The 22,382-nt window shown below is 38.7% G+C and carries 20 protein-coding genes; 13 read left to right on the top strand and 7 right to left on the bottom strand.

Annotated elements, in window-relative coordinates; genetic code table 11:
* Positions 1 to 4 precede the first annotated feature (4 nt).
* Entirely contained in the window at positions 5 to 1,963 is a 1,959-nt protein-coding gene (gene ftsY, locus DK861_RS04860; protein WP_109399381.1) for a signal recognition particle-docking protein FtsY, read from the bottom strand.
* Between the two features lie 228 nt (positions 1,964 to 2,191).
* Between ftsY and rsmD the strand changes: the two genes are divergently transcribed.
* Both rsmD and DK861_RS04870 read left to right on the top strand, forming a co-directional pair.
* Positions 2,192 to 2,776 carry a 16S rRNA (guanine(966)-N(2))-methyltransferase gene (gene rsmD, locus DK861_RS04865; RefSeq protein WP_109399382.1) on the top strand — a complete coding sequence of 195 codons (585 nt, stop codon included), beginning with the start codon at positions 2,192 to 2,194 and terminating at the stop codon, positions 2,774 to 2,776.
* A 17-nt stretch (positions 2,777 to 2,793) separates the two neighbouring features.
* A complete protein-coding gene (locus DK861_RS04870; RefSeq protein WP_072063811.1) occupies positions 2,794 to 3,090 on the top strand; it encodes a DUF1145 family protein in 297 nt (98 codons plus the stop codon).
* An 80-nt stretch (positions 3,091 to 3,170) separates the two neighbouring features.
* Here the strand turns inward: DK861_RS04870 and DK861_RS04875 are convergent, their stop codons facing one another.
* A complete protein-coding gene (locus DK861_RS04875; protein ID WP_204101245.1) occupies positions 3,171 to 3,557 on the bottom strand; it encodes a DUF2500 domain-containing protein in 387 nt (128 codons plus the stop codon).
* Between the two features lie 145 nt (positions 3,558 to 3,702).
* Between DK861_RS04875 and DK861_RS04880 the strand changes: the two genes are divergently transcribed.
* Entirely contained in the window at positions 3,703 to 4,329 is a 627-nt protein-coding gene (locus tag DK861_RS04880; protein ID WP_109397891.1) for a lysoplasmalogenase family protein, read from the top strand.
* Positions 4,330 to 4,508: 179 nt separating this feature from the next.
* A complete protein-coding gene (locus DK861_RS04885) occupies positions 4,509 to 6,860 on the top strand; it encodes a zinc/cadmium/mercury/lead-transporting ATPase (RefSeq protein WP_109399384.1) in 2,352 nt (783 codons plus the stop codon).
* Positions 6,861 to 6,946: 86 nt separating this feature from the next.
* On the opposite strand, the gene tusA is transcribed toward DK861_RS04885, so the two are convergent.
* Positions 6,947 to 7,201: a sulfurtransferase TusA gene (tusA, locus tag DK861_RS04890; RefSeq protein WP_036933135.1), complete on the bottom strand. Its 255-nt coding sequence runs from the start codon at positions 7,199 to 7,201 to the stop codon at positions 6,947 to 6,949.
* A gap of 207 nt (positions 7,202 to 7,408) precedes the next feature.
* Between tusA and DK861_RS04895 the strand changes: the two genes are divergently transcribed.
* The 3 genes from DK861_RS04895 to DK861_RS04905 all read left to right on the top strand — a co-directional run bounded on the left by DK861_RS04895 (position 7,409) and on the right by DK861_RS04905 (position 10,754).
* Positions 7,409 to 8,083 (top strand): 7-cyano-7-deazaguanine/7-aminomethyl-7-deazaguanine transporter, encoded by a 675-nt coding sequence (locus DK861_RS04895; RefSeq protein WP_109399385.1) that lies wholly within the window; start codon positions 7,409 to 7,411, stop codon positions 8,081 to 8,083.
* 364 nt (positions 8,084 to 8,447) lie between these two features.
* Positions 8,448 to 9,551 (top strand): glycerol dehydrogenase, encoded by a 1,104-nt coding sequence (locus tag DK861_RS04900; RefSeq protein ID WP_109399386.1) that lies wholly within the window; start codon positions 8,448 to 8,450, stop codon positions 9,549 to 9,551.
* A 60-nt stretch (positions 9,552 to 9,611) separates the two neighbouring features.
* Positions 9,612 to 10,754 (top strand): phosphoenolpyruvate-utilizing N-terminal domain-containing protein, encoded by a 1,143-nt coding sequence (locus DK861_RS04905; protein WP_109399387.1) that lies wholly within the window; start codon positions 9,612 to 9,614, stop codon positions 10,752 to 10,754.
* A 176-nt stretch (positions 10,755 to 10,930) separates the two neighbouring features.
* Here DK861_RS04905 and glpC read toward each other — a convergent pair whose 3' ends face one another.
* Genes glpC through glpA form a run of 3 tightly spaced genes read right to left on the bottom strand, consistent with a single transcriptional unit; the run spans position 10,931 to position 15,076 of the window.
* Positions 10,931 to 12,124, bottom strand: a complete 1,194-nt coding sequence (gene glpC, locus DK861_RS04910) for an anaerobic glycerol-3-phosphate dehydrogenase subunit GlpC (protein ID WP_109399388.1) — start codon at positions 12,122 to 12,124, stop codon at positions 10,931 to 10,933.
* On the bottom strand, positions 12,121 to 13,428 hold the full coding sequence (gene glpB / locus DK861_RS04915; RefSeq protein ID WP_109399389.1) for a glycerol-3-phosphate dehydrogenase subunit GlpB: 1,308 nt from the start codon (positions 13,426 to 13,428) through the stop codon (positions 12,121 to 12,123). Before glpB ends, glpC begins: the two co-directional genes overlap by 4 nt.
* Positions 13,418 to 15,076, bottom strand: a complete 1,659-nt coding sequence (gene glpA, locus DK861_RS04920) for an anaerobic glycerol-3-phosphate dehydrogenase subunit A (protein ID WP_006535425.1) — start codon at positions 15,074 to 15,076, stop codon at positions 13,418 to 13,420. Before glpA ends, glpB begins: the two co-directional genes overlap by 11 nt.
* Before the next feature lie 380 nt (positions 15,077 to 15,456).
* Between glpA and glpT the strand changes: the two genes are divergently transcribed.
* The 6 genes from glpT to DK861_RS04950 all read left to right on the top strand — a co-directional run bounded on the left by glpT (position 15,457) and on the right by DK861_RS04950 (position 20,845).
* Positions 15,457 to 16,809: a glycerol-3-phosphate transporter gene (gene glpT, locus DK861_RS04925; protein WP_072063819.1), complete on the top strand. Its 1,353-nt coding sequence runs from the start codon at positions 15,457 to 15,459 to the stop codon at positions 16,807 to 16,809.
* Positions 16,810 to 16,944: 135 nt separating this feature from the next.
* Positions 16,945 to 18,024 carry a glycerophosphodiester phosphodiesterase gene (gene glpQ / locus DK861_RS04930; protein ID WP_109399390.1) on the top strand — a complete coding sequence of 360 codons (1,080 nt, stop codon included), beginning with the start codon at positions 16,945 to 16,947 and terminating at the stop codon, positions 18,022 to 18,024.
* A gap of 192 nt (positions 18,025 to 18,216) precedes the next feature.
* A complete protein-coding gene (locus DK861_RS04935; RefSeq protein ID WP_006535428.1) occupies positions 18,217 to 18,774 on the top strand; it encodes a LemA family protein in 558 nt (185 codons plus the stop codon).
* Between the two features lie 36 nt (positions 18,775 to 18,810).
* On the top strand, positions 18,811 to 19,884 hold the full coding sequence (locus DK861_RS04940) for a hypothetical protein (RefSeq protein WP_202609012.1): 1,074 nt from the start codon (positions 18,811 to 18,813) through the stop codon (positions 19,882 to 19,884).
* An 8-nt stretch (positions 19,885 to 19,892) separates the two neighbouring features.
* Positions 19,893 to 20,435 carry a LemA family protein gene (locus tag DK861_RS04945; RefSeq protein ID WP_109399391.1) on the top strand — a complete coding sequence of 181 codons (543 nt, stop codon included), beginning with the start codon at positions 19,893 to 19,895 and terminating at the stop codon, positions 20,433 to 20,435.
* Positions 20,432 to 20,845 carry a hypothetical protein gene (locus DK861_RS04950; protein ID WP_109399392.1) on the top strand — a complete coding sequence of 138 codons (414 nt, stop codon included), beginning with the start codon at positions 20,432 to 20,434 and terminating at the stop codon, positions 20,843 to 20,845. Before DK861_RS04945 ends, DK861_RS04950 begins: the two co-directional genes overlap by 4 nt.
* Positions 20,846 to 20,887: 42 nt before the next feature.
* On the opposite strand, the gene epmA is transcribed toward DK861_RS04950, so the two are convergent.
* Positions 20,888 to 21,865: an elongation factor P--(R)-beta-lysine ligase gene (epmA, locus tag DK861_RS04955; protein WP_006535433.1), complete on the bottom strand. Its 978-nt coding sequence runs from the start codon at positions 21,863 to 21,865 to the stop codon at positions 20,888 to 20,890.
* Positions 21,866 to 22,382: the final 517 nt, after the last annotated feature.

Consider the following 22,382-nt stretch of genomic DNA (forward strand, 5'->3'; position numbering starts at 1 on the left):
AAAACTACTCCTCGCGGGCAAACAGAGCCTCAATAAAATCGTCGGCCTTAAACGGACGTAGATCTTCAATTCCTTCACCTACCCCGATATAACGGATAGGAATACTAAACTGATCAGCAATGGAGAAGATAACGCCCCCTTTTGCTGTACCATCGAGTTTAGTCAATGTTAATCCAGTTAGCCCAACTGTTTCATTAAAGAGTTTAGCCTGGCTCACTGCATTTTGTCCGGTACTTGCATCTAACGTCAGCATCACTTCATGTGGCGCTTCTTCGTCTAATTTCTTCATAACACGAACGATTTTTTTCAGCTCTTCCATTAAATGGGATTTATTCTGCAATCGTCCTGCGGTATCAGCAATAAGAACATCGACACCTTTTGCCTGTGCTGATTGAATTGCATCAAAAATCACAGATGCAGGATCAGCGCCTGTATGTTGTGCGACAACAGGAATATTATTGCGCTCTCCCCAAACTTGTAACTGCTCAACAGCAGCAGCACGGAAGGTATCACCTGCCGCTAACATGACCGATTTACCCTCAGCTTGGTATTGTCGCGCTAATTTTCCGATTGTAGTTGTTTTACCCACACCATTAACTCCGACCATCAAAATAACAAAAGGTTTTTTACCTTCAATATTTAATGGCTTATCAACTTTCGTTAAGATCTCGCCCATCTCTTCACGTAATTTGCCGTAAAGGGCTTCAGCATCTTTAAGATCTTTATGTGTTGCGTGTTTGGTCAGGCTGGTGATGATTTTAGTCGTGGTTTCCATTCCCACATCAGCAATTAAGAGTTGCTCTTCTAACTCTTCAAAAAGCTCATCATCAATTTTCTTACCACGAAATAGGCCAATAAATCCTGAACCTAAATTCTGGCGAGTTTTCAGTAAACCTTTTTTCAGTCGACTAAAGAAACCTTCTCTCTTAGGTTTTTCTTGTTCAACAACTTTATCTGCTAGCACTTCTTCACGTAAAGCTTCAATATCTTCAGCTTCTGCTTGCGCAATAGCGAGACGTTCGTTTTCCTCTTCTTGCGCAAGGCGTTGAGCTTCGGCTTCTTGTGCCAGACGTTCCTGCTCTGCGCGTTGCGCTTCTAAACGTTCCTGCTCTGCTTTAAGTTCCGCTTGGCGCTGGGCTTCTTCTTGCGCAAGGCGTTGAGCTTCAGCTTCTTGTGCCAGACGTTCCTGCTCTGCGCGTTGCGCTTCTAAACGTTCCTGCTCTGCTTTAAGTTCCGCTTGGCGCTGGGCTTCTTCTTGCGCAAGGCGTTGGACTTCAGCTTCTTGTACCAGACGTTCCTGCTCTGCGCGTTGCGCTTCTAAACGTGCTTGCTCTGCTTTAAGTTCCGCTTGGCGCTGGGCCTCTTCTTGCGCAAGGCGTTGAGCTTCAGCTTCTTGTGCCAGACGTTCCTGCTCTGCGCGTTGCGCTTCTAAACGTTCCTGCTCTGCTTTAAGTTCCGCTTGGCGCTGGGCTTCTTCTTGCGCAAGGCGTTGGGCTTCAGCTTCTTGTGCCAGACGTTCCTGCTCTGCGCGTTGCGCTTCTAAACGTTCCTGCTCTGCTTTAAGTTCCGCTTGGCGCTGGGCTTCTTCTTGCGCAAGGCGTTGGGCTTCAGCTTCTTGTGCCAGACGTTCCTGCTCTGCGCGTTCCTGCTCTAAACGTTCCTGCTCTGCTTTAAGTTCCGCTTGGCGCTGGGCCTCTTCTTGCGCAAGGCGTTGAGCTTCAGCTTCTTGTGCCAGACGTTCCTGCTCTAAACGTGCTGCTTCTTGACGTTGCGCTTCTAAGCGCTCTTGTTCCGCTTCTAACTGTGCTTGGCAAGCAGCTTCTTCTTGGGCATCTTTTGCCAAACGTTCTTGTTCTAAACGCTCTTCTTCTAAGCGTTGATGCTCTTTCTCTTGCTCAATATTTTCTTCTTTGTTACGCCCAAAACCGAGCCACGAGAAAAAACCTTTTTTTTCTTTTGCCATTAGCTACTAAACTCCTCGCACTAAATCATGGCGCGATTACATTGACGATATTGAAAATAATAATGAAGTCTATCATTTGATCATGGATAAACGCATCTTTTATACGAATTTTATGGTAAATTATTCCGTATTAAATCAAGGGAAGTCATCAAGATATCAAGAGACACTGATCCCTTATTCAAAAAAACACTCCAGAAATCACGTTTAAACGATATAAATCAAAATAATATGGCCAAAAAACCACAAAAAGCCCCAATGGGACAAATTAGAATAATTGGGGGTAAATGGCGTGGTCGTAAACTTCCTGTTCTTGATAGCCAAGGATTACGACCAACAACAGATAGAGTGAAAGAAACGCTCTTTAATTGGCTAATGCCTGTTATCCAAGATGCCCGTTGCCTCGACTGTTTTGCTGGAAGCGGTGGTTTAGGAATTGAAGCCCTTTCTCGCTATGCTCGTGAAACGACCTTTATTGAATATGAACGTCCTGTTGCTCAACAAATTAGTGCAAATTTAGCCTTACTTAATGCTGATAATGGACAGGTTATTCAAGACAGCGCATTATCCTTTCTCGCAAAGCAAGGCACGCCTTATAATGTCGTTTTCTTAGATCCTCCTTTTCATAAAGGCATGTTGTCTGACACTGTCCAATTATTAGAAAATAACGGCTGGTTAGCGCAAGATTGCTATATTTATATTGAGGAAGAAGTTAAAGCACAGACTTATACACTGCCAATCCATTGGACATTGCATAGAGAGAAGATCGCAGGACAAGTTGCGTATCGTCTTTATATTCGCAGTTTATCTGCTTAATTTTTTATGGAGTTGTTATGTTAATCTTTTTTGGCCGATTTTTAATGGTCGGCGTTTGGGGCTTTCTGCTTTTAAATATTATTTCTCCATTTCCTAAGCCTCTAAAATACTTTATGGATATTGCATTAATTTTCATGGTGATTATGCATGGATTACAAATTGTCATGTATAAAGCAGGGCAACCTAAAGATCAAAAACCGTCAACGGCATTACAATTTCGCATTTTTTTCTTTGGGATCTTTGAGCTTTTAAAAATACAAAAAGAATTACGAAAAGAATACGAAGAAAAACAGAAAAATAAAACGAAACAATAGCTGTAATCTTCATATATCTTCGCAATTATCTGGGGTTACCCACCTACCCCAGAGGTTGCCAATCTTATAACCGCTTTCGCTTATTTATTATTTTGCTCATCGATTGGCACATCTGTTTCAAACTGTACAAAACGACTGCCTTGCATAAATAAACGCCCTTTCATTTCAGGTTCGATATTTTGATAAGATGATTTATCAATATTCAAGACCAAATCTTTACGATCATCAGTGGTTAAACGAAAGGTGACTTGATAATAATGTGTTATTTCTGGGCCAGTGACATCATTTTCTCTTGAACGTCGTTCATTCGCCGCTATTTCTTTTTTATCAATCACTTCAACAATATAAAGTTTTACAGGTGCATTATCATCACTTATTCGCTGTTTGCGTTGTTCAAAAAAACGATAAGTCGCTGATGCGATAATAATGATCAGTACTGCAATTCCTAAAATAGCCGCTTTATTCATTACACTAATTCCTATCGTTACATGGACCCAACACTGTGTGCTGATATTATTTTAATAAGTACGTCAGTTTCGTCATTAACCGCTATTCTTAAATTAAACTTTCTGCTATCAATAATAAAACAGTTCTGAATATAAGGAAGATATTATGAGTTGGCCGTTTCTCGCCGTATTATTCTCCGGATGGCTTTATATCGATGCCGCATATCGAGGCCCTAATTGGCAACGATGGTTATTCCGTCCTATCACACTACTTCTTTTATTACTTTGGGCATGGCAAGTTCCCGAACACAATATTAATAGCTACCTTATCGTAGGTGCATTATTAGCGACACTACTTTCTGATATCTTAAGAATATTTGATGGTAAGTATTTACTACCATCCATTGCCTTGATTTTCTTAAGCTACATACTTTATATGGTGAGTTTTTTACTGCCACTCCAACTCTCATTCTATCTTCCTTTACTTGGATTCGTTATTATTGCTTTCATTATCATTCTAGTCATTGTTTGGGCTAAGCTTGATAAATTAGCTATCCCTGCCTCTCTAACTTTATTAGCCGCCTTTGCTATGTTTTGGGTTGCGGGCGAAAGATTCTTCTACTTAAGCAATGATTACAACTTATCAGTGATGATTGGTTCATTATTGTTAGTAATCGCTTACTCAATATGGCTAATCAACCGCTTCCGCTTCTCATTTTCAGCTTCTAAAGGACTTGTCAGCGCCTGTTATTTTATTGGGCATTTCTTCATCGTTAGAGCGTTATTCCTTTAGTATCCATCAGCCCCTTGTTTTTACAAAATAGAATAAGGGGTTAATTTTTTAACCTAATTCGCACTTTTTGCCAATGAATGTCCCTTTGGTATCTTGACTCTGGACTCTACTCCAAGCTGTAAAGTACTTATCAGATAAATGAATTTAGACTTTACTTTGTTAAACGAGGAGAGCCAGTTATGACTAAACATGCTCATCAACACAATAAACATACCGATGCTTGCTGCTCAAGCTCTCAATGTTGTTCAGGTCATACAGAGAATAGTACGCACTCACATACTAAAAGCGGACATTCCCACACCAAAATAGATAAAAGTGATCCTGAATGCGAGGATGAGCATCACCACGGACACTCCCACGAACATGCTCATGAAAGCTGTGATATCAACGCTGCTGTTTCTAACGTTGAGCCAGAAAAAGTAGCACAGCAACGCTTTAGTTGGAAAGTGCAAGGAATGGATTGCCCGAGTTGTGCTCAAAAGATCGAAACAGCAGCGCTCAAAGTCACAGGCGTAAAACAAGCAAAAGTGCTTTTTGCCACCGAAAGATTGGTCGTTGATGCTGATAGTGATCTACGCGCTGATGTGATTGCGGCAATTAACAGTGCTGGTTTTGAACTGTTTGATCTCTCATCACCTCAATCTAAAAAAGTCACAAAGCAGAGTCTTTTAAAAGAGAGCTCATTTGTTATTGTCTTGGCACTTTTAATGGCGATTAGCTGGGGCGTAGAGTTTATTGATCCTCAAGCAGGTCGTACTGCCTTTATTGCAACAACGTTGATTGGTCTATTCCCCATTGCGAAAAAGTCCTTACAACTTATTCGTAGTGGTACCCCTTTCGCCATAGAAACATTGATGAGTGTTGCCGCAATTGGTGCACTATTTATTAATGCTACCGAAGAAGCAGCAATGGTTATTTTGCTGTTTATGATTGGCGAAATGCTGGAGTCTTACGCCGCAGGTCGTGCTCGTCGTGGTGTAAGTGCATTAATGGCACTAGTGCCAGAAGAAGCAACATTAATCAAAGACGGCAAAAAACAAACCGTCCCTGTTGCACAATTACGTCCAGGCGACATTATTGAAATTGCCCCAGGTTCACGTTTGCCAACAGATGCGGAATTAGTTAGTGCATTTGCAAGCTTTGATGAAAGTGCATTAACGGGTGAATCCGTACCTGTAGAGCGTCTACAAGGCGAAAAAGTAGCAGCAGGTTGTTTATCTGTAGATAGATCGGTGCAAATGAAGGTAGTCTCTGAACAAGGGCAAAATGCTATCGACCGTATTTTGCAATTGATTGAAGAAGCTGAAGAGCGTAGAGCCCCTATAGAGCGCTTTATTGACCGCTTTAGCCGTTACTATACACCTGCAATTATGCTGTTCTCTGCGCTAGTTATCATTGTTCCACCCCTGTTGTTTTCACAGCCGTGGGAAACATGGATTTATCGCGGTTTAACCCTATTACTGATTGGTTGTCCTTGTGCTTTGGTGATCTCAACACCCGCGGCAATCACTTCAGCATTAGCAGCAGCCACTAAACGTGGAGCGCTGATCAAAGGCGGAGCGGCATTAGAGCAATTAGGCACTGTTAATACTATCGCATTAGATAAAACGGGTACATTAACTGAAGGAAAACCTCAAGTTACTGATGTCGTAGCTGAAAGCGGTTTTAATGAAAAAGAAGTACTGACTTTTGCTTCATCCGTAGAAATTGGCTCTCATCACCCATTAGCAAAAGCCATTATCAATAAAGCACAAGATGAAGGCGTGCTTGTTGTTGAAGCGGAAGATCGTAAAGCGCTAGCGGGTAAAGGCATTGAAGGTTATTTAAATAGCCAACATATTCTAGTCAGTGCACCTTCTCAATTATCAGAAGCCACATCGCTCTCTTCTCATTGGCAACAAGAAGTTGCACGCCTTGAAGATGAAGGTAAAACCGTGGTTGTCGTATTAAAAGAGAGTCAGCTTATTGGTGTTATTGCTATGCAAGATACCTTACGCGGTGATGCTGTTGAATCAATGAAATTATTGAAAGAGATGAACATCAATGCCGTTATGCTAACGGGTGATAATCCAAGAGCAGCTGCGGCTATTGCGAAAAAACTAGGTATGGATTTCCGAGCAGGATTACTGCCTGAAGATAAAGTGACTTCAGTAATGGAAATCAGCAAAACGCATAACACAATGATGGTAGGCGATGGTATCAATGATGCGCCAGCAATGAAGGCTGCCACCATTGGTGTCGCGATGGGAAGCGGTACTGACGTTGCACTTGAAACAGCTGATGCAGCATTAACACATAACCGTTTAACCGGCTTACCTGAAATTATTAAATTATCTCGTGCGACACGTAAAATTATCCGTGAAAACATTACGATAGCATTGGGCTTAAAAGCAATATTCTTAGTAACAAGCTTATTAGGTATCACTGGGCTTTGGGTTGCGGTTCTTGCTGATTCCGGCGCAACAGCACTGGTTACTGCCAATGCGGTAAGGCTGTTAAGAGTAAAAATTAACGCCTCAAATAAAGAGTAAGCACGTTAAAATAACAAAACCCAAACCTCAGTTAATCTGGAGTTTGGGTTTTTTAGCGCGAAGATGAACAATATTTACAGCATAAATTACAAATTGCTCTCTTTTTTACGAATAAGATAACGATAAGGTGCAGATTGCGTCTCTTGATTTAATAAATCATGTTCCATAAAACGGCAAAAGCCAGGAATATCACGCACTGTAGCAGGATCATCAGCTATCACTAATAATGTCTCACCCAATGCCATATTTCTTATCGTTTTACGTACTAACATCACAGGCTCAGGGCAACGTAGTCCTAGCGTATCTAATGTCTTAGTTGCATCATCAAATTGAGCATTCATTCTATTAACCATTCTTATTGCACTGACAGATTGTGTCATTATATCGCGCTTTCGTGTTCACATCACGGCACATTAAGCACAACGGTATTTCTTCCTAATTTTTGCTTTTGTTGCGCAACAGGCGTATTATGCGCATCCTCTCATTTAAGAGAAAAATCACTGTTTTATTGGGTTCCCTCACCCCAATCACTAAAAAAGGTACAATTTATGTATACGTTTACTCCCCGCCAAAAAGCGGTGGCGCTATTATGGCTTTCTTTGTTCCACATTCTAATAATTACATCTAGTAATTATCTTGTGCAGTTACCTATCTCCATTTTTGGTTTCCATACCACTTGGGGCGCCTTTACTTTTCCGTTTATTTTTCTAGCAACAGATTTAACGGTTCGTATTTATGGCGCACCACTTGCCAGACGCATTATTACCGCTGTTATGTTACCTGCATTAGCAATTTCTTACCTGATCTCAACGCTCTTTTTCCAAGGAAGTTGGCAAGGGGTTGCCTCATTAGCTGATTTTAATATCATGGTAGCAAGAATTGCGACAGCAAGCTTTATGGCTTATGTGTTAGGTCAAATCATGGATGTATCTGTCTTTAATCGTTTAAGACAACAACAAAAATGGTGGGTAGCACCCAGTGCAGCAATGTTCTTTGGTAATTTACTCGACACTCTAGCCTTCTTCTTTATTGCTTTTTATCGTAGTACTGACGCATTTATGGCAGAGAATTGGATTGAAATTGCATTAGTTGACTATGTGTTTAAATTAACCATTTGTATGCTGTTTTTCTTACCTGCTTATGGTGTTTTATTGAATTTTATTTTGCGTTACTTTTTCGCCCAAGAAAATAAAAAACAAGATTATGCTGATATTCGCTCATAATCTGTCTCGCCTCGCAAAAAAATAATGATATTAATGTCATAATTCAAATAATAAAGCTTCATAAGTCAATTTTATGAAGTTTTATTCTGATTGAAATAATTAATTATTTTACATAAATATTTCGTATCGTAATTAATTAGCATGATTAGTTAAATAACTCACAAAATATTACTTAAATATCAGTATTAGGATGTTTTTTGCATGCTAATATAAAAATGATTAATTATTTGCAATGAAATATTTTATTCATCTATTAGACTGTTAATGTGTTTAAGTTCATCTCCATAAAATTCAATGTCAATTGGGAAGACAAGCCCCACCATAAGGATTTTTTACTCTCTTTTGCGAATAGTAGGAGTCTATTATGTTAAAAGTTATTCAATCCCCCGCTAAATATATTCAAGGGCCAGATGCGCTATACCATATTGGTAAATACGCAAAACCTTTTGGCGATAGGGCACTGATTATTGCTGATAAATTTGTTATGGATCTCGTCGGAAGTACCGTCAAAGACAGTATGTCTCAATATGAAGTGAATGGGCACTTTGAACTGTTTAATGGTGAATGCACACATAACGAAATCAATCGACTATCTGAACTTGTAAAAGAACAAGCCTCTCTTGTGATCGTTGGCGTTGGTGGTGGGAAAACATTAGATACTGCCAAAGCGGTTGCTTATAAATGCCAGCTTCCTGTCGTTATTTCCCCTACCATTGCTTCTACTGATGCCCCCACAAGCGCACTTTCTGTGATTTATACAGAATTAGGGGCATTTGATAGTTACCTTTTCTATCCAACAAACCCTGACGTGGTCGTGATGGACACAAATATCATCGCTTCTGCGCCAGCGCGTTTATTAGTGGCTGGAATGGGGGATGCTTTAGCAACCTACTTCGAAGCAAGAGCCTGTAGTCAGGCTCAAAAACAGACTATGGCAGGGGGTAAATCAACACTAGCAGCGCTTGCTTTGGCTGAACTTTGCTATAACACCCTTTTAGAAGATGGTTATAAAGCAAAACTCGCCGTAAGCCGTGGTGTTTGTACAACTGCGGTAGAAAATATTATTGAAGCTAATACCTTCTTAAGTGGTATCGGTTTTGAAAGTGCGGGTCTTGCGGCAGCCCATGCCATTCATAATGGATTTACAGCATTAGAAGAGTGTCACAACATGTATCATGGTGAAAAAGTTGCCTTTGGTACATTAGTTCAATTAGTTTTAGAAAACAGTCCATTAGAAGAATTAGAGGAGTTCCTTGATTTCTGTATTTTAGTCGGATTACCTGTCACTTTAGAAGAACTGGGTATCAATGCAACAGGTGATGAATTAAATGAAAAAATCATGGCAGTTGCTGAATTAAGCTGTGCTGAAGGTGAGACAATTTACAACATGCCATTTGATATCGATTCCGATAAAGTTTATGCCGCAATTTTAACTGCCGACCAATTAGGACGAGAATGGCTTTATTAAAGCCTGAGTAAACAGGGAGTGTTTATCTCCCTGTTTATATTTACAAAAAAAGAGGGCTTTATGGTCAGTATCGTATTAGTTTCAAAGAGCCTTACACTCGCCAATGGTATTAAAGAGCTCGTTAATCAGACTGTAAATCACCAAGTAAAAATTGCCATTGCGAGCAACTATCAAACACCTTCTGATCTTGCTAATGAAGTGTCACCAAAAACTATACTTTCCACAATTGAAAAGTGTTATAGCAAACAAGGTGTACTGGTTTTGCTTGATACTTATCATTCAGCAAAAAATGCCGCTCTCGCCATTGCTGATCTTGAGCATAGCATTGCCACTAACGTCATATTAAGTTCGGCGCCAATTGTTGAAGGCACCTTGGCTGCTGCCAATAGTATTGCGCGAGGAGATTCACTTGAAGAGGCAGAAAAAGCGGCGCATAAAACCATTACAATTAAAAAACTGCAATTAGGCGAAAATCCCCTTAATTTTAATATTCTCCCTAAAAACACAAATTACGGACCCGTCAAAACGATCACCGCACCTGTTTGGTTATACCCTTATCATCGTTTCGTGATCCCCCGTAAAAAAATATCCTCCAATTTATTACTTGAAGAGCAAAAACGTCTCGTGAAAGCAATTGAGCGATCCAAAAAAGATATAGACTGGTTAACTGAAGAAACGCATAACAAAATTGGTGAACAATATGCCCATATTTTTTCTAGTCACCACTTCTTATTAGAAAATACCGAATTACAACTGACTGTATGCAGTATGATAAACAAATATCACTGTAATGCTGAATTTGCCTTACAGCAAACATTCATTGATTTAATAGATACTTACGCACAAATGGATGATGATAATATGCGTGCTGGTGAAAGTGATTTAGATGATATTTTATCTCGATTACTACGCTATTTGACGTCAGCACCACCAATACCGCCACCTCCTTATCCAAATGCTATTCTAGTGACAAAACAACTTCATCCATCAACATTAATCACACTTGATCCTTATAAAATTAAGGGGATTTTATTAAGTCATGGGAATCCACTATCTAACACAACTGTATTAGCAAATGCATTAGATATCCCCATTATTAATGAGGCAGGAAAACAGGCATTATCGCTAACTAATGGGCAAAATATCACACTTAAAAAAGTCCAAAATATTTGGCTTTATCAAAACACCTATATTTCTCATTAAAAATGAAAGTATTTAAATAACCTGTACTCCTCAATATCAGGTTATTTAATTTCCTTATTTTCTTATAGTTACGTGTTTTTTAAGAATAAAAAAAGGGAATAAAAGATCCTCTTTTACTCCCTAGCTGCTTGTTATCTTAGTAATCAATTACTTTTTTATTATCTAATAGGCAATACTTATAATGCTCTTGCCAATAAACTAATGGGGTGTTCACATTTTTTCGTTGTTGACATCTCAATTTGCCATTTACAGGTTTCGCAATCCGTGATCACTAAATCACAGCCACTCTCTTCAATTTGGCGGAATAAGCCCGCACCAATGCCTTGAGCAACATCGTAGTTTTCAGATTTAAAACCGTAAGTTCCAGCAATACCACAGCATTGAGAATCTAAAACAATAACCTCAACACCAGGGATACGTTTAATTAAATCAATGGAATATGCTGTCCATCCCATTTTTTCCATATGACAAGGTGTGTGATACACCACTTTTAGTGGGGTGTGTTTCAGTGGTAATTCACGCCCGTCTTCTAATAAACGATAAATATAACGTGTCGCTAATTCGATATTTTCACGTACTTTTGAAGTATCAATATCAAGGATATGTTCATACTCATCACGAATAGTGAAGGTACAGGTTGATGATGTTGCAACAACAGGAATATTGTTTTCAACAATTTTTTCTGTTAGCGATTCAAGGTTTACAGCAGCTTGTTTTTTGGCTTGTTTAACAAAGCCATTCGCAATTAATGCAACACCACAGCATTTTTCGCGTTTTAATAACTGAACACCAATCTCCATTTTGTTGAATACCTTAACTAAATCTTTCCCTAATTGGGGGTGGTTATAGTTAGCGTAACAACCATGGAAGAAAGCAACTTGATCTTTAAAACGCGCCTGCTCTTCAACCTGTTTTTTCATCCATGTTCTAAATGTACCAAAAGAGTATTTTGGTAATTCGCGACGATGGTCAATTTTAAGTGCTTTATCTAAGATCTTACGTACAGGTTTTAGCCCTGTGATCGTATTGACTATCGGCGCCATTGGCGTTGATAATGTTCCCATTAAATCCGTATGACTTAAAATAGCATCACGAAGTTTTGGCGTTTTTGTATTGTAGTTCAATTTCGCACGTGAAATGATGTCACCAATCTTCACATCTGACGGACAAGCAACTTCACAACGCTTACAGTTAGTGCAATATTTCAATGCTTCATCATAAAGCATTGGATCTTTCAGGCGTAAACGCTCACCATCAGGGCCGGCTTGTTTAGGACCAGGATAAAGTGGATTTACTTTTGCAACTGGGCAATAAGTCGTACAAACAGTACACTTAATGCACGCTTCAAAGCTGTTATCATGTAAACTCATTGTGCTGCCTCCACAACCGCAGATGTGGTCTGTTCTGATTTATTGTGCTGTAAAATTTGTTGTGCTGCATAAAGTGCGCTGATCATTGAAACACCTGCGCCACAACCTTCATTAAGAGGGTCAAACCCACCTAATACAGCACCTACAGCGTAAACATTCTCTAAGACTTCACCATATTTCATCGGTCTTAATTGGTTATCTGTATCCACACCAAATCGCATATAAGGCTGTTTTGCAAAGACATTCACTTGTGTCCACTCATTGCGTGGTAATGTCTCTAGCAAATCAAGTTCCATCAAAGGTTCATAGACACGGTCAAACTCCGCAATTAATCCATTATTGAAGAAACTGCCCGTTGCCAATACAACATGTTCACTACGAATAGGAATATCAGTGTGGTTTCGAGTATGAACACCTGTAACTTTATTACCAATTAAATCAACTTGTTCTGCACGATCGCCCGGCATAATTAAACCGCCCGCTTTTTGGAAGCGCAGTTTTAATGCTTGATGTAAACGAATGCCTAATAGTGATGGTGGCAATGTCGGTAATAAACAGATAGGTTTACCTACCAGTTGTTCAAGTAACGTCACTGGCTCTTCAGCATCCAAACCAATACATGCAGGTAAAATAATCGCTTCAACACTATTATCGATATGCTTTTTCAGCTCTTCTGCTAACGCTTTAGTGTTTTCAGGCTTATCTAAATAGCGCGCAATATTGACTGCTCTAAATTCACTTGGATTATCACGCAATCTATCTAATAACGGTAAGTGGATATGATAAGGAATCGCTTCAACATCTTGCTCATTCAACGTATTGCTTGCAAATTGTGGCTGAAAATCTAAAAAGCCTTCAATTCCAACAACAGCTAACTTTTTCCATGGCAACGCTTGGTCAATTCCATGAGTTGGTACACGTTTTGGACTCATCCAACTCATACGTGAGCGCCCAACTGGTGTAATACGATAATGGTTTTCATCACCATTACCTTGATATTCAAGATCTTTAGTCGTTGATAATAATGCTTGAGCCTGTTCAATTAAGGTTGAAACTTGCGATTCACCCATGCGGCTATAAGGATGTTTCGGAGCAAGCTCAGCCAATGCAGCCAACGCTTTTTTAGGTTGGGTCACTAATGAACCATCAGGAAGATGAGTTAATAGATCTAGCGAACCTGATGAAAAATGTAGTGCGCTTTGACCATTACTAATAATTGCGCAAGACTTACCTGCTTCAGCAAGACGAATACCTGCGGTTAAACCTGCAAGTCCGCTACCTATAATGATGACGTCAAATTTCATTATCTGCCTCCGCTGAAGTTGCTTTTTCAATCATATCAGCATCTAAACCACATAAACCTTGGTAAACCCAACTGGTGAATTCACTCTCACGTAACGCATTACCCCAAGCAATTGGTCGAATACCTTTCCAACGCTCATTTAAGAAATGGGCAAGCTGTTGCTCTGACTCGTGAGGAGTCGTGACTTGTAAACGGTTTAATAAACCTGCAGCACGGCAAGCACAAAGCTCACCTTGGCATGTTCCCATGCCCACGCGAGTACGGCGACGTAAATCAAGTAAGTTATTGACAGTTAAAGAGTTAACAGCATAACGAACTTCTCCTGCGGTAACGGCTTCACATTCACAGACTAAGCTCTTATCGCTACGCTCATTACTCAATAATTTATTGGCTAAATCACCGTGGCGATAAACCGCAGAACCACGGATTGGTGCAGGTAATGAAACAACACTACGTAATGCTTGCTCTGCGGATTGACGGGAGCCAGGTAATGCCTCTTCTGCAGTGGTACATTTAGCAGAGACATTTAATTTCTCACAGATTTTATCTGTTGCCCATTCGGCCATTAAACGGTAAGTCATTAATTTACCGCCAGTAATGGTAATAAAGCCTTCTAATCCATCACGTTGAGCATGATCGAGTAACACAATACCACGGCTCACATTACGACCAGATGGATCATCATCACTTGCCACTAAAGGACGTACACCAGCATAAGCACGTAGAATTCGAGTTTGAGCCAGTTTTGGCGCCAACATTGACCCTTCACGAATAAGAATATCGACTTCTTCAGGAGTGACATACATATTGTCGATTTCATCGTAAGGTACACGTGTTGAAGTTGTACCAATTAATGAAATTGTATCGCCAGGCACTAAAATATCGGCATCTGCAGGTTTACGACAACGGTTGATCACCATATTGTTAATGCGATGACCCAAAATCAGTAATGCCCCTTTTGCTGGGAACATTCGAACTTTTAATTCACCGTATTCAGCAATTTTTTGTCCCCAAATCCCCCCCGCATTCGCCACAATTTGTGCGCGAATTTCATACAGTTTTTTCGCTTGATGATCGTAAACTTTGACACCTTTAACACGGTCACCTTCACGAATAAGCCCAACAACCTCATGATAAGTCAGGACTTGTGCACCATGTTCACGAGCATCTAACATATTTGCAGCGGTTAAACGGAAAGGATCGACAGTACCATCTGGTACTTTAACTGCACCGATTAAATTCGGGTTAACAGAAGGCTCTAAGCGAATAGCTTCTTCGGGTGAAATCGCTTGAGCATCAATACCTGCTGCTTGGCAAGATTGAATAAAGGTCTGTTGAAACTCTAAAGAATCGTCAGGAAGGGTAATAAAAAGGCCATCCGTTTTTTCAACACAGTGACGAGCGACCCGTTTTAAAATCATGTTTTCTTCAATACACTCACGCGCTGACTCTGGGTCTGTTACTGCATAACGCGCACCACTGTGTAACAATCCATGATTTCGACCGGTTGCACCGGTTGCAATATCATGTCTTTCCAGCAGGACGCAACGTAATCCACGGCGTGCACAGTCTCTTGCCATGCCCGCACCGGTTGCTCCCCCGCCAATAATAATGACATCAGTTTCTGTCACTGGTGAACCGCTCATCATAGAGATGCCCTCTCACATTACATTCAGCAAACGCTTATTTATTCTTTAGCGTTAATTATAGTGTATAAGATACACAAAAAATGTGGTTAATGTTTGATAATGAGCAAAAACGAAAGAGAAACGCTCACGCGTGAAAAATTAAAACCACATATGTGATACTAATCACAAATTATTTAACAAAAAGTATTTGATAAAGTTAACATATCACTCAAAATTGCACATCTTGAAAAATTATTCGACAACTGAGTAATACTTCACAGTAAATTTGATTGTATAAGTTTACTATTAAGTTCGTTAAAGAAAATTTCTTGATAACTTCGTTGTTCGTTTTGTCATTATTTAATATCAACATATTAAAATAAAAGCCATCGGAGGCTAATATGTTAAGTCTATTTAGACCTGCGCCACATAAAGCGCGTTTGCCAAAAGAGCAGATAGATCCCGTCTATCGTCGTCTGCGTTGGCAGATCTTTATGGGGATTTTCTTTGGTTACGCTGCTTATTATTTAGTAAGAAAAAACTTTGCGTTAGCAATGCCTTATCTTGTAGAAGAAGGTTTCTCTAAAGGTGACCTAGGTTTTGCTTTATCCGGGATCTCGATTGCTTACGGTTTCTCTAAGTTTATCATGGGCTCATTCTCTGACCGAGCTAACCCGCGTTATTTCTTACCTGCAGGTCTTATTTTAGCATCCGCAGTGATGCTATTTATGGGCTTTGTACCATGGGCAACTTCGAGCATTATGGTCATGTTCGTTCTGTTGTTCCTTTGTGGTTGGTTCCAAGGTATGGGTTGGCCTCCTTGTGGACGTACTATGGTGCACTGGTGGTCACAGAAAGAACGTGGCGGTATCGTTTCGATTTGGAACTGTGCGCATAACGTCGGTGGTGGCTTACCTCCATTACTGTTCTTATTAGGTATGGCGTGGTTTAACGACTGGAAAGCAGCGTTATATATGCCAGCATTTGCAGCAATCTTAGTGGCTATGATTGCGTTTGCATTAATGCGTGATACCCCACAATCTTGTGGACTTCCACCAATTGAAGAATACAAAAACGACTATCCACCTGATTATAAAGAAACTGACGAACAAGAACTGACTGCAAAAGAAATCTTTATGAAGTATGTGTTCCCTAACAAACTTCTGTGGATGATTGCAATTGCAAACGTGTTCGTTTACTTACTGCGTTACGGCGTGCTGGACTGGTCACCAACTTATCTGCGTGAAGTAAAAGACTTCGCAATGGATAAATCATCATGGGCTTACTTCTTATACGAATACGCTGGTATTCCGGGCACACTACTGTGTGGTTGGATGTCGGATAAAGTGTTCCGAGGTAACCGTGGTGCAACAGGTGTGTTCTTCATGACCTTAGTTACTATCGCAACTATCGTATTCTGGATGAACCCAGCGGGTAACCCAAATGTTGATATGGCGTGTATGTTAATCATCGGTTTCTTAATCTACGGCCCTGTTATGTTGATTGGTCTGCATGCTCTTGAGCTTGCACCGAAAAAAGCAGCAGGTACAGCAGCAGGCTTTACCGGTCTATTCGGTTACTTAGGTGGTTCTGTTGCGGCAAGTGCTATCGTGGGTTACACCGTTGACTACTTCGGCTGGGATGGTGGCTTTATGGTCATGATCGGCGGTAGTGCACTGTCTGTTGTATTATTACTTATCGTGATGGTTACTGAAACCAAACACAAACGTGAAATGCTTCAGAAGTACGAATAATCGTTAACTGATTATTTATGAAATTAGTTAAATCTCATCTCTAAAAACCAAGCCACATCAACTGTTTTGATGTGGCTTTTTTATTGCCAACTGTACATAACTTTATTGTACGTAGAATTAAAATGGAGCAGCTTTATGAGTACATCTTTTAGAATAAAACCGTTAGTTGCAGGCGTTCTTTTAACTCTATCTTTAAGTGCAATCGCACAAGCGGCGAGTGATAAGGTCGTTATCGCCCACCGTGGTGCAAGTGGTTATTTGCCTGAACATACGCTTCCTGCCAAAGCATTAGCTTATGCCCAAGGCGCAGATTATCTTGAGCAAGACTTAGTGATGACCAAAGACAACGAATTAGTTGTTTTACATGACCACTATCTTGATCGTGTAACAGATGTGGCTGATCGTTATCCTGATAGAGCAAGAAAAGATGGCCGTTACTACGCTATCGACTTTACGCTTGAGGAAATTAAAGGGCTGAAATTTACTGAAGGTTTTGACATTGTTGACGGTAAAAAAGTCCAAAGTTACCCAAACCGTTTCCCTATGGGTAAATCGGATTTTCGTGTACATACTTTCCAAGAGGAAATTGAATTTATCCAAGGCCTAAACAAATCAACAGGCCAAGATATTGGTATTTACCCTGAAATTAAAGCACCTTGGTTCCATGAACAAGAAGGCAAAGACATTACCACCAAAGTACTGGAAGTGCTTAAACAGTACGGTTATACGAAAAAAACCGACAATGTTTATCTACAATCATTCGATGCTAACGACCTAAAACGCATCAAAACAGAATTGATGCCAAAAATGGGCATGGATTTAAAACTCGTTCAGTTAATTGCTTATACCGACTGGAATGAGACCTATGAGAAACAGCCTGACGGTACATGGAAAAACTACAGCTATGAGTGGATGTTTAAGCCAGGTGCAATGAAAGAGATTGCCACTTATGCTGATGGAATTGGTCCTGATTACCACATGTTAGTCGAAGAGAACTCGACGCCAGAAAAAATCACATTAACTGGTATGGCGGCTGATGCTCACGCTAACAAACTCACCATTCATCCATTTACTGTTCGTATTGATAAACTGCCTAAATATGCAAAAGATGGTGATCAACTATATGACATTATTTATAACCAAGCCGGTGCTGAAGGTGTCTTTACAGACTTCCCTGATTTAGGCGTTAAGTTCTTACAAAAACAAGCTAAATAATTCAAAGTTCAGCTTGAAGTGTAACGAGTATCCTACCTTTTTTTAAAAGGGTAGGATCTTTGCGCCCTTTCTGATTGTATATTTTTCCATCTTTCTTTAACTTATTCTCACAATTTTATTAAAAAATCATAATCACTTTTTAATTTAACTATCATTATTTAATTTATTAAATATTTAAAGGAAGGGATCACAATGACAATAATGGCTATTATTTTACTTGTTCTTATCGTTCTATTTATCGGTTGGGGAATTTCAACTTACAATCGACTTATTGCGGCGCGCAATCAAGTAAGCAATCAATTTGCGAATATTGACGTTATTTTAAAACAAAGAGCTGACCAAATTCCTCAATTGATGACGATAGCTGAAAAAGCAATGGAACACGAAAAAAGTGTATTTATTGCATTAAGTGACGCAAGACAACGCTATTTTAAAGCACAGAATATTAATGAAAAAATCAGCGCATCAAACGAAATGAATACCGCTTTACGGGGTATGATTGCCCTTGCTGAAAATTATCCAACATTAATTTCAGGTGAACAATTAGCACTACTTCAAACAGGTGTTAGCGATGTAGAAAATAAAATTGCTCAACGTCGTGAAGGATTTAATGATGCAACAACTCACTACAACACCACAATAGAGATGTTTCCTGATAGCTTAATCGCCGGCCTTTTTCGCTTTGAACGTATGCAATTACTAGAAATACCAAAAGAAGAGATGAAATTTGAAGGGATTCATTTTAAGTAACAGTAAGTTAAATAACCGCATTAAGGATAAATTGCAGTGTTAATTTATTTTTTTATCGGCTGTACTGTGGGCGTATTAATCTATTTTTTACGTAGTAAACGCTCGAAAAAAAAGAAGAACAATTTGAGTATTGTTCCCTTTTTAGGGATCGCCTTTGCTGCAGGGAATTACCTTTTTTTCTCACGAGAAACTGACGTTTATCCTAGTGGTGAAAACTCTGTTGTTAATCTTATCTCCTGTATTGCATTCGCTGTTATTTTGTTATTTGCATACGGTATTTCAAACCATATTGCTAATATTGGTGAAAAAGCGATAAAAAATTACCACCAATTACAAAATGAAGGATCCTCTAAATTTTCGGCACTTATCAACACCGTATTTATTAGCCTCTTATTATTAAGTTTAAGCTTCAGTTTGTTTATTGACCAAAGATTGTTCTTTTTAAGTTTCGTTTTAATGTTTGTTTACCAAATCGTCAAAAGAACACCTGAAAAACGTTTTTTACGCTTTCAAAAAATTCTAGCAACATCAAAAATCCGCTCTTTAGCCATTGGACTTGTTGAAATTGAAGGCAAAATAACTGCGGGTGAAAAACTAATAAGTCGCTTAGGTAAAAAAGAGTGTTATGGCTACATCTATTATGAATATAACGTATCCACAAATAAAGAAGGCAAGAAAAGCTATCACCAAACACTCTATGAAAAAAAGATCAATAATTTCACGATGACAGATGATAGTGGTTCAATTCAAGTTCTCGCAGCTGATAAACCGTTAGTACATCTTGGTATCGAGCCTCATCAAGATTTGGAATATAACAATAAACGTTTTAAGGAGTATATATTAGAAGCTGATGCTACTTATTTATTAATAGGTAGTGCAGAAACGATTAATGATAAAGTTGTGATCACACACAGTGCTCCTCACTATCTATTAGGTTTATCACCACAAGATTATGTTGTTCGTTGGAACAAAGCGCGTCCTTTTCGTCGTAACGCGACTATCATCGTTATTATTGCTCTTTTTGTTATCTTTTCCATTCTAGCAATACCAATGGAATATCAAGACGGCATCCTAACACTTTATTTTAATAACACCTCTTCATTTTGGTAATTGATTATATGGAATGGCTTATTTTCATCATTTTTATTCTCGCCTTGGTTTATTTTTTAATACGCCAATTAGTGATGATTTATAACAATATGGTGATGCTAAAAAATAATTGCTATAAAGCCTTTGCAAATATTGATGTTTTATTAAAAAAACAAGTTGATCTGATCCCAATGCTGATAGCAATAACACAAAAAGCGATGGATCATGAGAAAACCTTATTTAAAAAGTTAGCTGAAAATAGAGATCTCTATTTATGCGCAGAGGTATTAGACCAAAAAGTTGATTTAGCTAATCAGTTATTACCTCAAATAAAAAAATCACTCATTATTGCTGAAAAATATCCTGAACTTATCAGTGGGAAAAATTTACGCTTATTACAGACACAAGCGAAAGAATTAGAAGAGTGTATTGCAGATAGACGTGAATTTTTTAATCAATCTGTCACGCTCTATAATACCGAAATACATATTTTCCCTAATGTATTGTTTAAGCTTATTTTTAATTTTAAAGATATCCCTCTTTTCTATCCTAGTAAGGAGGCCACTTTATGATAGAAATTCCCTTTTCTTTTTTTGGTATAACGGATTGGTTTCTAAGCTTTAATGAACCTATCTCGATTATTATGTTCGCCACATTTGGCGTACTGTTCTCCATGGCGATTATTTTGCCATTAGTCAGTATCACTCCGTTAAAAAAATATATGTCGCAAATTGTGGGAGGATTATTTAGCTCGATATTTGTCAGCTTAATGGTCTTAATTAGCTTTCATTTAATGCTGGGTGTTAATTCTTCATTAAAGCTACTCTTAATTTGGTGGGTTATTTTATTTTCGTGTATTACGTTTTGGTTTATTAATTATCGCTATATGAAAGATGTAACAGGAGATAAATTTACGAAATTTCAAGAAAAAGCCCTTGAAGCAGAGGAAAAACGAAGACAAAATCAAAAATCTAAAAAATAAAAGAGAGCCTAGGCTCTCTTTTTAGCATTATCGATATCGTATTTATGCTCTATAAACTGGGAACGCAATCACATCACTAAGGTGTTCTACTCCCAAAGCCAGCATAATAAGGCGATCAACCCCTAAAGCCACACCTGAACATTCTGGTAATCCAGCTTCAAGGGCAGCTAAAAAGCGCTCATCAATAGGTTGCTCTGGTAATCCCATGGCTACTCGCTGACGATTATCACGTTCAAAACGATGACGTTGCTCCTGTGCATCCGTCAGTTCACGGAACCCATTCGCTAATTCAACACCTTTAAAATAGACCTCAAAACGCTCTGCAACACGGTGATCTTCTGAACTAATTTCAGCTAATGAGGCTTGTGACGCAGGGAAATGATAGATAAAGGTTGGTTTTTCTAAACCGATATGAGGTTCAACTCCAGAAACAAATAGTAACTGAAGTAACGTATCTTTATCTTCTTCCGTATCTGCAATATTTGATAAGTCCAGTTTTGCTGCCACTTCACGCAATTTTTCTTTATCAACAGATAAAGGGTCAATATCGAGATAACGCAAAAATGCTTGTTGATAAGAGAGTGATTCTGATGCTTCACAATCTAACACTTCTTGCAGTAGATCATCGACTTCATTCATCAACCGGTACATATCAAAACAAGGGCGATACCACTCTAGCATCGTAAATTCCGGATTGTGATATCTACCGGCTTCCTCATTACGGAAGCAACGCCCCATTTGATAAATTGGCCCACTGTTTGCGGCTAATAAACGCTTCATGTGGTATTCAGGGCTTGTCATCAAATAAAGTTTTAGCCCTTGTGAAGCACCTGGCCCAACAAATTGGGTTTCAAATGGGTAAAGATGAACATCGGTAACGGTAGCCTGACTCATCATCGGTGTTTCAACTTCTAACACGCCACGATCAGTGAAAAAACGCCTAATATTACTGATTATTTTCGCCTTTTTTAGTAAGTTGGCGATTGAGGCGCTTGGCTGCCAATCCGCGATTTCACTCATAAACGAAAAACTCCAACAGAAAACAGAGCGTGCAGTTTACTCGCATCCTCTTCAACAGACAAATTTCTGCTAATAAAGAGGTGTTTCATTTTATATTTTTTCATTATTCTTTTCTTTTTTAAGTAAAAACATATAAGACAAATAAATATAATTCTACAAAACATCTACTTTTGGGCACTTTTTATTGTTTAAATAAACACCAATTTACATCAGAAAAGCCGTGATTTTTTGCTATTTTTATAACAAGAGTTAATTAGAATAATTCTTTTTCTCAATTAGAAATAACAATAAACTAACACTATTCTTATATTTAAATAGCCAAGTTCACCTAAACTTTAAAGTTAACTTTCTATTTAAATCTATGTATTTTGATTAGAATTAAAAACCTTTAGAAATATTATTAATATTTTATTAACAATTAACAAGACAAACCGATTTGTTTTAGATAAATAGTAAAAATTTTATTTTAACTTTTAGAATGGAATTTTATTTATTTAAATTAGACTTAAGAAAGATA

Source organism: Proteus sp. TJ1640 (assembly GCF_003144445.1).
GTDB classification, from domain to species: Bacteria; Pseudomonadota; Gammaproteobacteria; order Enterobacterales; family Enterobacteriaceae; genus Proteus; species Proteus penneri.

Excerpts from the sequence above, each read along its gene's own strand:
- ftsY (WP_109399381.1), bottom strand. The coding sequence starts at position 1,963 with ATGGCAAAAGAAAAAAAAGGTTTTTTCTCGTGGCTCGGTTTTGGGCGT.
- rsmD (WP_109399382.1), top strand. The coding sequence starts at position 2,192 with ATGGCCAAAAAACCACAAAAAGCCCCAATGGGACAAATTAGAATAATT.
- DK861_RS04870 (WP_072063811.1), top strand. The coding sequence starts at position 2,794 with ATGTTAATCTTTTTTGGCCGATTTTTAATGGTCGGCGTTTGGGGCTTT.
- DK861_RS04875 (WP_204101245.1), bottom strand. The coding sequence starts at position 3,557 with ATGAATAAAGCGGCTATTTTAGGAATTGCAGTACTGATCATTATTATC.
- DK861_RS04880 (WP_109397891.1), top strand. The coding sequence starts at position 3,703 with ATGAGTTGGCCGTTTCTCGCCGTATTATTCTCCGGATGGCTTTATATC.
- DK861_RS04885 (WP_109399384.1), top strand. The coding sequence starts at position 4,509 with ATGACTAAACATGCTCATCAACACAATAAACATACCGATGCTTGCTGC.
- tusA (WP_036933135.1), bottom strand. The coding sequence starts at position 7,201 with ATGAATGCTCAATTTGATGATGCAACTAAGACATTAGATACGCTAGGA.
- DK861_RS04895 (WP_109399385.1), top strand. The coding sequence starts at position 7,409 with ATGTATACGTTTACTCCCCGCCAAAAAGCGGTGGCGCTATTATGGCTT.
- DK861_RS04900 (WP_109399386.1), top strand. The coding sequence starts at position 8,448 with ATGTTAAAAGTTATTCAATCCCCCGCTAAATATATTCAAGGGCCAGAT.
- DK861_RS04905 (WP_109399387.1), top strand. The coding sequence starts at position 9,612 with ATGGTCAGTATCGTATTAGTTTCAAAGAGCCTTACACTCGCCAATGGT.
- glpC (WP_109399388.1), bottom strand. The coding sequence starts at position 12,124 with ATGAGTTTACATGATAACAGCTTTGAAGCGTGCATTAAGTGTACTGTT.
- glpB (WP_109399389.1), bottom strand. The coding sequence starts at position 13,428 with ATGAAATTTGACGTCATCATTATAGGTAGCGGACTTGCAGGTTTAACC.
- glpA (WP_006535425.1), bottom strand. The coding sequence starts at position 15,076 with ATGATGAGCGGTTCACCAGTGACAGAAACTGATGTCATTATTATTGGC.
- glpT (WP_072063819.1), top strand. The coding sequence starts at position 15,457 with ATGTTAAGTCTATTTAGACCTGCGCCACATAAAGCGCGTTTGCCAAAA.
- glpQ (WP_109399390.1), top strand. The coding sequence starts at position 16,945 with ATGAGTACATCTTTTAGAATAAAACCGTTAGTTGCAGGCGTTCTTTTA.
- DK861_RS04935 (WP_006535428.1), top strand. The coding sequence starts at position 18,217 with ATGACAATAATGGCTATTATTTTACTTGTTCTTATCGTTCTATTTATC.
- DK861_RS04945 (WP_109399391.1), top strand. The coding sequence starts at position 19,893 with ATGGAATGGCTTATTTTCATCATTTTTATTCTCGCCTTGGTTTATTTT.
- DK861_RS04950 (WP_109399392.1), top strand. The coding sequence starts at position 20,432 with ATGATAGAAATTCCCTTTTCTTTTTTTGGTATAACGGATTGGTTTCTA.
- epmA (WP_006535433.1), bottom strand. The coding sequence starts at position 21,865 with ATGAGTGAAATCGCGGATTGGCAGCCAAGCGCCTCAATCGCCAACTTA.